The 12,026-nt window shown below is 64.8% G+C and carries 10 protein-coding genes; 4 read left to right on the top strand and 6 right to left on the bottom strand.

The genetic code is table 11. From position 1 onward, the window contains the following. Positions 1-219 precede the first annotated feature (219 nt). Together ACZ0BA_RS07800 and ACZ0BA_RS07795 are read left to right on the top strand one after the other, a co-directional pair. Positions 220-3,936 (top strand): TonB-dependent receptor, encoded by a 3,717-nt coding sequence (locus ACZ0BA_RS07800; protein WP_463450752.1) that lies wholly within the window; start codon positions 220-222, stop codon positions 3,934-3,936. A gap of 140 nt (positions 3,937-4,076) precedes the next feature. Then, the gene (locus ACZ0BA_RS07795; RefSeq protein WP_463450751.1) at positions 4,077-4,580 is read left to right on the top strand and encodes a hypothetical protein; all 504 of its coding nucleotides are present in this window, start codon (positions 4,077-4,079) and stop codon (positions 4,578-4,580) included. Positions 4,581-4,583: 3 nt separating this feature from the next. On the opposite strand, the gene ACZ0BA_RS07790 is transcribed toward ACZ0BA_RS07795, so the two are convergent. The 5 genes from ACZ0BA_RS07790 to queE form a co-directional block, all read right to left on the bottom strand. After that, positions 4,584-5,513, bottom strand: coding sequence for an LD-carboxypeptidase (locus tag ACZ0BA_RS07790; RefSeq protein WP_463450750.1), 930 nt, complete (start codon positions 5,511-5,513; stop codon positions 4,584-4,586). 14 nt (positions 5,514-5,527) lie between these two features. Next, positions 5,528-6,475, bottom strand: coding sequence for an alpha/beta fold hydrolase (locus ACZ0BA_RS07785; RefSeq protein WP_463450749.1), 948 nt, complete (start codon positions 6,473-6,475; stop codon positions 5,528-5,530). Between the two features lie 121 nt (positions 6,476-6,596). Further along, positions 6,597-7,109 carry a tRNA adenosine(34) deaminase TadA gene (gene tadA, locus ACZ0BA_RS07780; RefSeq protein WP_463450748.1) on the bottom strand — a complete coding sequence of 171 codons (513 nt, stop codon included), beginning with the start codon at positions 7,107-7,109 and terminating at the stop codon, positions 6,597-6,599. Beyond that, positions 7,102-7,548 carry a 6-carboxytetrahydropterin synthase QueD gene (gene queD, locus ACZ0BA_RS07775; protein WP_028819556.1) on the bottom strand — a complete coding sequence of 149 codons (447 nt, stop codon included), beginning with the start codon at positions 7,546-7,548 and terminating at the stop codon, positions 7,102-7,104. The genes tadA and queD overlap by 8 nt, the downstream gene beginning before the upstream one ends. A gap of 11 nt (positions 7,549-7,559) precedes the next feature. Next, the gene (gene queE, locus ACZ0BA_RS07770) at positions 7,560-8,195 is read right to left on the bottom strand and encodes a 7-carboxy-7-deazaguanine synthase (protein WP_463450747.1); all 636 of its coding nucleotides are present in this window, start codon (positions 8,193-8,195) and stop codon (positions 7,560-7,562) included. A gap of 192 nt (positions 8,196-8,387) precedes the next feature. Between queE and ACZ0BA_RS07765 the strand changes: the two genes are divergently transcribed. Both ACZ0BA_RS07765 and ACZ0BA_RS07760 read left to right on the top strand, forming a co-directional pair. After that, complete coding sequence (locus ACZ0BA_RS07765; RefSeq protein ID WP_463450746.1) at positions 8,388-9,230, top strand: sensor histidine kinase; 843 nt, start codon at positions 8,388-8,390, stop codon at positions 9,228-9,230. Between the two features lie 65 nt (positions 9,231-9,295). Continuing rightward, positions 9,296-10,312 carry a GGDEF domain-containing protein gene (locus ACZ0BA_RS07760; RefSeq protein ID WP_463450745.1) on the top strand — a complete coding sequence of 339 codons (1,017 nt, stop codon included), beginning with the start codon at positions 9,296-9,298 and terminating at the stop codon, positions 10,310-10,312. Here ACZ0BA_RS07760 and ACZ0BA_RS07755 read toward each other — a convergent pair. Continuing rightward, positions 10,299-12,014: a DUF4214 domain-containing protein gene (locus tag ACZ0BA_RS07755; RefSeq protein ID WP_463450744.1), complete on the bottom strand. Its 1,716-nt coding sequence runs from the start codon at positions 12,012-12,014 to the stop codon at positions 10,299-10,301. The two genes, ACZ0BA_RS07760 and ACZ0BA_RS07755, sit on opposite strands and share 14 nt — an antisense overlap. Positions 12,015-12,026 lie beyond the last annotated feature (12 nt).

The raw sequence follows: 12,026 nt of genomic DNA, 5'->3' as shown, positions 1-12,026 counted from the left end.
GGGCAAAGGACGCCGCCGGGCGACGCCGGGCGATAACCAAAGCACCCGGCGAAGCGGCCTTTTTCATGCAAATCAGTATCCCGCTCAACCGGGTGATTCTTTTCTTATTAACAATCCGCGCGCCTGTTTTCGACACTAGACTAGCCGCTAATATATTAGCCCGGCGAACACGACCGGCTCTAAAAATGGCCGCAAAGGCCAGTCAGGGAGAGAGACAGCATGCACGGACACACCCACGGCGCGCGCGCCAAACCATTGAGCCTCACACCGATCGCTTACGCGGTCTCGATCGCGCTGGCGTCCATCGTCGCCGGTCACGCCAGCGCCCAGGACACCAAGCCGGAAGCCCAGGCCCAGGCACCGACGCCGGCGCCCGCTCCGGCGGCTGCCACCGAGATCAAGACCGTCGTCGTCCAGGGCCAGCGCGCGGCCCAGCAATCGGGCATCGAGCGCAAGAAGAACGCCGCCACGGCGATGGACTCGATCGTCGCCGACGACGTCGGCGCCTTCCCCGACCGTAACATCGGCGAGGCCATTTCCCGCATCGCCGGTGTCGCGCTCGACCGCGGCGACTTCGGCGAAGGCGTCAGCGTGGCCATCCGCGGCAACAGCGCCGACCTGACCCGCGTCGAAATCGACGGCCAGGGCGTGCAATCGGCCGGCGGCACCGACATGAACGGCGGCGGCAGCGGCCGTGGCGTCGAGTTCCGTTCGCTGTCGGCCGACCTGATCAAAAGCGTCGACGTCGTCAAGGGCGCCACCGCCGACATGACCGAAGGCTCGCTGGGCGGCGGCATCATCATCAAGACCCGCACCAGCCTGGACTTCAAGGACCCGTTCTACTCGCTGCGCGTGGCCGCAACGCAAGGCTCGCTGAACAAGGATTGGACGCCCGACACCAACCTGATCCTGACCCGTAAATTCTTCGACAACCGCTTCGGCGTCATGCTCAACGCCTCGACCTCGCGCGCGGTCAACGAGGCCCACTCGTCGGAAATCGCCACCAGCCGCAGCGCGGGCTACGCGCGCAACGTCGATTTCGACAACTCGCCCAACAAGACCTTCACCTACCAGCCAGGTACCTTGTCGCCCAACGACCCGGCCAGCACCGCGCCGACCTTGCGCTCGCCGCTGACGGCCGGCGGCTTCTTCGACCACGCGTCACCGGCCGACATCCTGACCAAATCGGCAGCGGCCCAGACCAAGGCCGCCTGCTACGCGGCCTTCCCGGCGCTCACCACGGCGCAGGCCAACGCGATCAACGGCAACACCGCGCGCAACGCCGCCATCAACGCCCGCGGCAACGAATTGCTCAGTTGCCTGAACCAATGGAACGACTACACCCCTTCGCTGGTGCGCTTCCTTGAAAAACGTCAGGAGGACAAGCGCGGCACCGTCGATCTGCGCTTCGACTTCAAGGTCAACAACCAGTTGACCGTGTACGGCAAGGTCAACTACGCCCGACGGGAAGTCGACGACAACAACCAAACTTACGGACTGGGCGGGCTGAACACCAATCCGACGACGTCCTACAGTCCGACCTACCAGGGCCCGACCTTCACCGACACGGCAGGCGGCGTGCGCAGCGCCGTGCCCGGTTCCGGCTACTACCTGTACGACGGCGCCAGTTACCGCGCCAACCTGTATCCGGCCACCGGCGTCGTCGCCAACGTCGACCCGCGCTCGGTGGTGGTGGACGCCAACCACCACGTGACGCAATACACAATCAGTGACGCCAACGTCAACACCGACCAGATCCACAACGTCATGAAGACCACGGACCGCTACTTCCAGACCGGTGGCGTGTACAAGAACGGCGGTTTCGCGGCTGAATTCTTCGCCGGCGACGCCCGTTCCACCTGGCAGCGCGGCGACAAGCGCACCAACTGGAGTTACGACTACGGTCCGACCACGATGCGGGTGCTGCCCAACGGCCTGTGGACTTACGAACAGCCGGCCGGCAGCAGCTTTAACCAGGCCGATCCGACCATCTACGCACAGGTGCGCCCTGCCGGGACCGACACCAAGGCAATCGAGGCCGGGCCGAAGAACCCCGCCGTGCCGGCGTACACGATCAACCAGCAACCGCTGAGCACGCAGGCGCCGCAAATCACCTTCTCGCCCAAGATGGCCGAGACCGAGGAGCGCACCGCCAAGGCCGACTTCAGCTACGCGCTGAGCGAGAAAGTGCCGTTCTTCAAACGCGTCAAGAGCGGCTTTAACTTCCGCCAGACCTCCGGCAGCAGCTGGGGCGGCGGCGGTTCGACCGTGCAAACGGCCGTCGGCGAATTCGGCAAGGCCGGCTACGTGCCGGCCGTAATACTGCCAAGTGCCAACGTGCGCAGCTTCTTCTCCGGCTGCACCGACACGCCGGGCTCGCTGGGACCGGGCGGCAAACCGTGCGCGGCCGGCTACGTGCCCAACACCGACCCGGCCTCCGCGCGCTCGGGCAACACGTACATGTCGCAACAGCAGTTCCTCGACATCATCGCGCAATCGATGACGCAACCGAACACGCGCTTCTTCAACGGCATGCCGGACCGTCCCGCCGGGCTGATCAACGGCTGGAACCAGATCGACGTCGAAAAAGTGTTCAGTCTGGTCAACTCGCCCAACGTCAACTTCGACTGCGTCAAGGAATGCACGGCCAGCGACGGCAAGGTCTATCAGCAGCCGGTCAGCACCTTCAAGGAACGCACCACGGCGGCCTACCTGATGACCGACTTCGGCCTCGATGAAATCCCGTTCACCAACCGGCGCCTGCCGTTCGGCATGGAACTGGATGGTAACTTTGGCTACCGCGTGGTGCGCACCAAGGTGCACGCCACCGGGGTGATGAGCTTCACCTCCATTATCAAATCGCCCTCTTACGACCCGCTCACCCCGACCGCCGCCGGTGGCACCATCAGCGCCACCGCCAGCAAACTGACCGCGCTCGACGCCAACACCACCGATTACCTGCCGATCCTGAACCTGTCGCTGTGGATGGTGCCCAACGAGGTGGTGTTGCGCTACAACCGCGCCAAGCAAGTGGCGCGGCCACCGGTCAGCGCGCTGATCCCGTCCGGCACCTGCACCTATGACGAGCGCCGCAGGGATGACGAGGAACAATCTTGCTCGGGCACCATCGGCAATCCGGCGCTGAGGGCCCAGACCAACCAGAACCAGAACCTGGCGCTGGAATGGTATCCGAACGACGACACGTCGTTCTCGGTGGGGGCGTTCCGCCAGGTCGGCATCGTCGGCGGCAGCAACGTGGTCGGCAAGAGCGCCGCCAGCCTGTTCAGCGGCACCGGGCTGGTCGATCCGCAAACGGGCCGCTCGCTCGACAACCTGGGCTTCGACTACCGCACCTACGAGAACGGCGCCAACATCACCCGCACCGGCCTGGAATACGGCAGCAAGACCGCCTTCACCTTCCTGCCGTGGCTGCTGCGCTACACCGGAGTCGACCTGAACTACACCAAGCTGCGCTCGAAGAACACCGACCAGCGCGTGGTCGACCTGCTGACCGGCGAGGCGCTGCCGCCGGTCGGCGAATCGAAATACACCTACAACGCCTCGCTGTGGTACGACGACGGCGCGTTGTCGATGCGGGTCTCGCTGCAGGCGGTTGGCCAGAAATTCAGTTGCATCGCCGCCTGTGGCGCCACGTCGGTCAACAACTACCCGAACGCGGCCGGCGGGCGCACCACGATCACGCCGTACAATCCGGGCTCGCCGAACTTCAAGAACGCTACCCGTTACGTCGACGCCAAAATCGCCTACCGCATCAACAAAAACATGGAGATCTTCGCCGAGGGCCGCAACCTGAACCTGAGCTCGACCACCAACAGCCAGGCCCAGTACGCCGCCTTCGCCGACGGCACGCCCAACCTGCTCGACACGTCCTACGCCGGCCGCCGCATCATGGTCGGGATGAATTTCAGGAACTAACGCGTACCCAGCACCAAGAGGAGGCTGTCTCCCTCCTCTCTTCGACAGCCCGGCCGCCCACGCGCCCGGGCTTTTTTTTTCTTCCCGGAGTTTGTTGACGTATCGATATAATCAGTACATCTCAAACTGGAAGGTAATCGATGAAGGCTTTAGTTATATTGCTGGCAATATCCGGTTCCGCGCTGGCGGACGACGGCGCCCTGCTCCGCTGCCGCACCATCAACGACGTGGCCGCGCGCGTGGCGTGCTACGACGCGATCCCGGTGGCGCCCGCCGCCAAGCCGAGCGCTGCGAGCCCTGCAGTGGCAGCACCGGCTCTGGCGGCGAAACCGGCGCCTGCGGCCACCCCGCAAGCGCCGGCAGCCAACACCGAAGCCGGATTCGGACTGGACACCATCGCCAAGGATAGAACCGCCGACCTCAAGTCCATCGAAAGCACCGTGGTCGGCAAGATCGAGGGCTGGGGTCCCACCACGCAATTCAAACTGGCCAACGGACAGGTCTGGCGCGTAGTGGATGGCAGCTCTGAATGGTTTATGGAACGCACCAACCCCAAGGTGATCCTGAGCCGCAACGCCATCGGCACGATTTTCTTCGAAGTCGACGGCGCCAAGCAGCCCCCGCGCGTGCGCCGGGTGCAGTAAGCCCTACCAGCCCTGCAAGGTCGGATAGTCGCGGATCGTCAGTTCGAAGCCGCGCGCATCCGACACCAGCCGCGCCATCCCGCCGTAGGGCAAGGTGGCGCGCCGCTTGATATGGCCGAACGGCAAACCGGTCAGCACCGGCACCGGCAAGCGCTGGCGCAGATAGGCCAGCATGGTCTCGAAGTCGTAGCCGTTTTCCAGCGCGCCCAATTTGTAGCCGGAAAAGTCGCCCAGCACCAGCGCCCGCTGGCCGTCCAGCGCGCCGGCGTACAGCAGTTGCAGCACCATGCGTTCGATCCGGTACGGATGCTCGGCGATATCCTCGATGAACACAATGCCGTCGTCGAGCGCGTGGAAATACGGCGTGCCCAGCAGGCTGACCATCATAGCCAGGTTGCCGCCCCACAGCCGGCCGCCAACCTCGACCACCGGATTATCGGCGCGGCCGTCGGCCACCTCGCCGCGCACGCTGTGCACGGGACCGCGCAGGCAATCCCAGAACTGCGCCATCGTGTAGGCTTCCGTTTCCTCGCGGACGAAGTCGTCGCAGATCATCGGCCCGGCAAAGCTGATACGTCCGGTCTGCTTCATCAGCGGCATCTGGAATGCCGTGAAGTCGCTGTAGCCGACAAACAACTTGCCGCTGTCGGCCATCGCCCCGAAGTCGATCATCGGCAGCAGCCGGCTCATGCCGTACGAGCCGCGCAGCGCGATGACGATCTGCACCTCCGGATCGGCGGCGGCGGCGTTCAGTTGCGCCAGGCGGCCGGCGTCGGTGCCGCCGAAACGCAGGTGGCGCTGGTTGTCGTCGTAATAATTATGGACCAGGAATCCCTGCTGTTCCAGCCGGGCGATGCCGGCGTACAGCGCGGCGGCGTTGGGCGCGGCGCCGCCGGGCGCGACAATGGCGATGCCGATTCTTGTAGTATTCAAGTCAGTTGCAAGCTTTATTGTTGAGGAGTGTCGCTGCCGGCGCGACGGGTGATCACCACCGGCATGTCGGGCGCCATGTTACCGCGCAGATGGTTGTCGAGCAAGGCGAGCAAGCGCTCGATCAATTGCGGCGGCAAATCGTGGCCCATGCCTTCGATCACCTGCAGCTTGGCGCCGGGAATGGCTTCGGCCGTATCGACGCCGCAGGCCACCGGCACCAGCGGATCGGCCGCGCCGTGGATCACCAGCGTCGGGCAGGAAATCTTGCGCAATAGCGGCGTGCGGTCGCCCGAGGCCACCACCGCTACCATCTGCCGGGCGACGCCGGCCGGATTGACGTTACGGTTGAGCGCGCGTTCGATATTGGCGCGCAGCTGGCGTTCCGGCGTTGGAAACGACGGGCTGCCGATGGTGCGGAACACGCCGACGGCGTGGTCGATCACTTCCTTGCGGTCGCCGGCGTTGGCGGGACCGCGCATCAGCGCCGCGCGCGCGGCCGAGGTCGGCCCGGGCAGGCCACGCCGGCCGCTGCTCGACATGATGGACGTCAGGCTCAGCGTGCGCTCGCCAAAGCGCGACGCGAAGATCTGCCCAATCATACCGCCCATCGAGGCGCCGACCACGTGCGCGCGGGCGATGCCGAGCGCGTCGAGCAGGCCGAGCGCGTCGTCGGCCATGTCGTTCAGCGTGTACGCGGGCGACTGCCGCCAGCCGACCAGCGACTTCAGGTAGGCCAGCATCAGGTTGGGTTTTTTGAAATGGTCGAACTTGCTCGACAGGCCGATGTCGCGGTTGTCGTAGCGAATCACGTAATACCCCTGCTCGACCAGGCCGTCGACCAGGTCCTGCGGCCAGGCGATCAGTTGCATGCCAAGGCCCATGATGAGCAACAAGGGGGTGTCCTGCGGGTTGCCGCTGGCTTCGTAGGTGAGCGTAATGCCGTTTGCTTTTGCGGTAGCCAAAGCGGTCTCCGGGAAGGGGCTGGCGGCGATGCCGACGATGCGCCGCGCATCGTGGCTTGAGCATACCATTTTTGCCCGCGTCTGGAAACGCGCGCCGGGGATCGTGTTGAAAGTGTTCGAATTAAAAGTCTGATACCCGGGCGTCGCGCCGGGCGGCGGCTGCGGCGGCCCGGCGTGCGGCGAAGAAACTCTTGAGCATTGCGCCGCACGCGTCGGCCATGACGCCCCCGCTGACTTCGGTATGGTGGTTCAGTTGCTCCTGCCCGAACAGATCGACCACGGAGCCGCAGGCGCCGGTTTTCGGGTCCGTGGCGCCGTAGATCACCTTGGCCAGGCGCGCATGCATCATGGCGCCGGAACACATCACGCACGGCTCCAGCGTTACGTACAACTCGCAGCCGGGCAGGCGGTAATTGCCCAGCACCTCGGCGGCCGCGCGCAAAGCGACGATTTCGGCGTGCGCGGTCGGGTCGTGCTTGCCGATCGGCTGGTTGTAGCCGCGCGCGATAACCACGCCGTCCTTGACAACGACGGCGCCGACCGGCACCTCGCCCAGATCCCACGCGTGCTGCGCCTGTTCCAGCGCCAGCCGCATAAAATCATCCGCCGTCACCTCGGACGTCGCCTCAGGCATCGGTGATCTCTGCCCAGCAGTTCGGGGTCTCGTGCAGCACCAGCTTATGCAGGTGCAAACCCGTGCCGTAACGGTCCTTGTAGGCCGCCTTGAGGATGGCGAAGGCGACATGGGCCAGGTTTTCCACGGTCGGGATGCGGTCGATCACGACCGTCTTATGACCCGGCAAGGTTGCCAGGAAATCGCGCACCGCCGCGTCCTTCTCGTAGACGATGAAGGCGTGGTCCCAGACATCGACCAGATGCTCTTTCGCCAACGCCTTGATGTCGGAGAAATCCATGATCATGCCGTTGTCGGAATTGCCTTCGGCGGTGATGATGTTGCCGGTCAGGGTAATTTCCAGCGTGTAGCGGTGGCCGTGCAGGTTGCGGCACTGGCTCTTGTGGTCGGGAATGCGGTGGCCGGCGTCGAATTCCAGCTTGCGGGTAATAGTCAGCATGACATCTTTTCTTAGGGTATTTGTAAAAGTTTATGGGTTTGCAGGCTCAGCTTCCATTTCGGATTGCGCTTGCAGGTCTCGATCGCCAGTTTGGTGTTGAACTCGGCCAATGGACCGTCCATCGCCTGCACATAGAAGTTCTCGAAGTCCAGCTGTTCGTAGGCCGCCAGGTCTTGCCCGGTCTGCGGTATCACGACCTTGATCTCGCTGCCCTTGGTCACCACCAGGGTGGAGCCCATCTTGGGGCTGACGCAAATCCAGTCGACGCCTGCCGGCACCGGCAAGGTGCCGTTGGTTTCAATCGCGATCGTGAAACCGACCGCGTGCATCGCGTCGATCAGCGCGGTATCCAACTGCAACAGCGGTTCGCCGCCGGTGAACACCACGTACTTGCTGGCTGGATAAGTCGCCGGCCACAGCGCGGCGATGGTCGCCGCCAATTCTTGCGGCGTCTTGAACTTGCCGCCACCCTCGCCGTCGGTGCCGACGAAATCGGTGTCGCAGAACTGGCACACAGCGCTGGCGCGGTCGCTCTCGCGGCCGGTCCACAGGTTACAGCCGGAAAAACGGCAGAAAACCGCCGGACGGCCGGCATGCGCGCCCTCGCCCTGCAGGGTGTAAAAAATCTCTTTGATGCTGTAAGTCACGATAGTTCCCGATTGGACAACCCTCAATTATATCCCACGCGACACTTTTCGACAGTTTCCAGTGGTTTCCCGCCCATATTGACGTTGCACAATGCTGCCTGGCGGCAACTACTGTACTTTCATAGGGTCGCGACCGGCTTTCAAGCATCCCACCCGATGCATCGAAACGGCGCCGGGCCACAGGGGACCACCATGCACTACGCGCCGCAAGTCATCCAGATCGATATCATCGTCAGCGGCGTGTGCGCGCTGGTCTGGCTCGCCCTGCTGATGCTCTGGCGGCAGCAGCGCCAGCGCAGCGCGTTCGCCCGCGCCGAAGCGCGCCTGCAGGACCGGCTGTCGCACGAGCGCGGCAACCGCGCGCTGGCCGAACAGGCGCTGACCGACACCCGCCGCCAGGTCTGCCACCTGAGCCGGAGCCAGCAAGCGCTGCGCGACGCCGACCGCCGCCGCATCGCCCGCGACCTGCACGACGACCTGGGCCAACATCTGCTGGCGATGAGCTTTGAACTGGGCGCGCTGGCCGCGCGGCATCCCGAGCTGGCCGAAGCGCTGCAGCAAGTCGACGAGCGTGTCGCGTCGACGCTGCGCTCGATGCGCTCCATCGTACGCGATTTGCAGCCGGAGGGCCTGCGCGACGGATTGCGCGGCGCCGTCGAGGCGCAGGTGGCGCAATTCTCGCGCCTGAGCGGCATCGCCTGCCAGCTCGACGCCGAGGCCATCGCCGCCGACGGCCGCGTCGACGGCGGCATGGACAAAGTCATCTACCGCATCTTGCAGGAGTCGCTCAGCAATATCGCCCGCCACGCCCGCGCCTCGCAGGTCTCGGTCGGCGTCAGCCGCGCGCAAGACCGGCTGAGCCTGACCGTGCGCGACAACGGCGTCGGCATCGCCGCCGACGGCGCCACCACGGTCCGGCGCGGCAACGGACTGCGCGGCATGGCGGAACGGGTCGCCGAGGCCGGTGGACGCTTCGACGTCGCCTCCGCGCCCGGTAGCGGCACCGCGCTGACGATGTCGTTCCCGCTGTCATAACGCCCGCCCTGCCCCAGCGCCCGCCCCGTACCCCGCATCCCTATTCCCCGCCAAAGGCCGCCCTCATGAACCGCAAGTCCAAGATCGAACATGTGATGGAATACCCGCAGTCGGAGCAGCCGCACGGCATCGCGCTCCAGATGATGGAATTGCTGGTCATTCCAACCTTCGTGCTCGACGCCCACGGCAAAGTCATCATCTGGAATCGCGCGTGCGAACGCCTGACGGCGGTCGAAGCCTGGGAGGTGCTGGGCACCACCGATCAGTGGCGCGGCTTTTACCATGAACAGCGCACCACGCTGGCCGATCTGGTCCTGCGCCACCGGGGCGCCGACCCGTCCGGCCAGCGGCGCGCCGGCCCCGACGGCAACCTGCGGGCGGAAAACTGGTGCGACATGCCGCGCATCGGCCGGCGCCGCTACCTGGCCGCCGACGCCAGCCCGATCGTCGACAACGAGGGCAAGCTGCTGGCGGTGGTCGAGACGCTGCGCGACGTGACGGACGAAAAATGCGCGCAGGTGGCGCTGGAACAACTGGCCACCCGCGACGGCCTGACCGGCCTGGCCAACCGCCGCTGCTTCGACAACACGCTGTACGCCGAGTGGCAGCGCGCGCTGCGCCAGCAACAGCCGCTGTCGCTGCTGATGGTCGATGTCGACAATTTCAAGCAGTACAACGACGCCTGCGGCCACCTGGGCGGCGACGAATGCCTGCAGCGCATCGCCAAGGCGGTCGCCAGCGAGATGCGCACCAACGACCTGGTGGCGCGCTACGGCGGCGAGGAGTTTGCCGTGATCCTGCCCAACCAGTCGCTCAAGGGCGCAGCCATCGTGGCCGAGCGCATCCGCTGCCGCGTCGAACAGCTGCACATGCCCAACCTGGGCACCCAGGGCCACGTGGTGACGGTGAGCATCGGCGCGGCCACCGCGCTGGCGGCGCCGGACAACGATTCCAGCCAGCTGGTGGCGGCGGCCGACTCAGCGCTGTACCGGGCCAAGCACATGGGCCGCAACCGCATCAGCCTGCCTGCGGCGGACGGCGACTTGGCTGACGCCATCACCGAAGTGCTTAAACGACGGTAAACTCGATGCCATTGCTGGTGACACCGACAAGCGCGGCCCGGTTCTCGGCCGACTCCGAAAACCCCATCAACACAACCGCCCTGGTATTGATGCCTGAGGCGAGATTCCCCAGATGGAACTCGAAACCGGCGGCATCCGGCGCGCGGTGCAGCACGTTGGAATACAGGGACGTGACAAACTGCGCATCGGTGAGCGAACCGTAGGCGGCCACGCCTTCCACGCTTTGCAGGAAGTTCTGCGACATCGCCTGCAGGCTCATGCCGCCGTCGAGGTGATTGAGCCAGAAACCCATGCCCGGCAAATCGGGCGCGCGATCAAAGGCGGCTTGATACAGCCGGTAGGTCTGGCCGGCGTGGCCGCCGACATCGAGCGCGACCCCGCTACCATCGGAAAACAGCAAGCGTTCGACCCCGCCAACCAGATCGACGCCGCCGACGCCGGTTTTATCGGCCACGGTAAAGGAGCCGCCGCCGGTACTGCCGGCGATGGAAAAACTGCCGCGCACGCCGTTGTAGGCGATGGTGTCGATGCCCGCGCCGCCGGAGAACAGCTCGCTGCCGGCGCCGGCGGTGAACGCGTCGGCGCCGCCGGTAGCGCCGTGCACGGTTCCGTAGTTGGACAACTGGATCGTGCGGTCACTGAACTCGATCGTCGAAATCCGGTTCAGAATGTCATTCCCCTCTCCGGCCACCGTCAACGCGGATTTAATGCCGGAGACCGCGTAATCACCGAACGCCTTGTCGAAGACAACCTTGTCCGAGCCGCCGCCACCGTTGACGGTGTCGCTGCCCTTGCCCAGGTAGACCGTGTCGCTGCCAAGGCCGCCAGTGATCGTATTGCCTGCGTCGTTGCCGAAAATGGTGGAGCCGCCGTTGCCGGCGATCGCAGCTTCGATCGTAACGTTCAGGGCGATCGAGACATTGTAATAGCCCGGCGCTGTCGAGCTGAAACCGAACTGGTTCAGATTAATGACGGTGGCGCGGCTGCAGGCCGAAAAATCGAGCGTATCGTTGCCCCCCGCGTCCCAGATGCATTGCAGCGCGGAGTCGGTGGTAAAGCGGTACGTATCGGCACCGGTGTGATACGTCATGTTGGCGCCGTACATATATTGGATCGCCAGGATGTCGTACATCATCGGCGTGACACCATAGTTGCCGTTCAGCTGAAAGCCGTCGCCTGTGTTATACGACATCTGCGTGTAATCGAGGTTGTCGGTGTCGGCGGGCAGGAAAGGGCCGTCAACGTCGCTGCCGGTCGAATCGTAATCGCCGGGGTGCTTCAATCCCAGTGTATGACCGAATTCGTGGATCAACACTGCGGGGCCGTAGTCGCCCTCGGCAAAGCTGGAGTTATAGCTTGCATGGTTGTTGGTGTACATATAAGTCGGCCCCCAACCGCCCGGCAGGTAGGCGTAGGCGCCGCTGTCGTCGCCCTGGTCGTTGGTGCCGACCTGGATGTCGCCGCCGGAGGCCACTTGCGTGAACGTGACGTTCGCCACGGCGGCCCAAGTCCCCAGCGCGACCTTGACCGCCGCCTGCTGAGTGGCGGTCATCGGTTTGAAGCCGTTGGCGTCATCGGTGCTTGCGTTGACGGGCGCAGCGGTCAGAAAACTGTAGGTCAGCGCCACGGCGGTGCCAGGGGAGCTGGCCCAGCTGCTATGTAACAACGCGTCGATCGCATTCAATCCCGTGGTGGAAGCCATATATGTGCAAGC

The sequence above is a fragment of the Duganella sp. AC917 genome (assembly GCF_979258245.1).
This window is presented reverse-complemented; position numbering and strand designations above follow the sequence as displayed.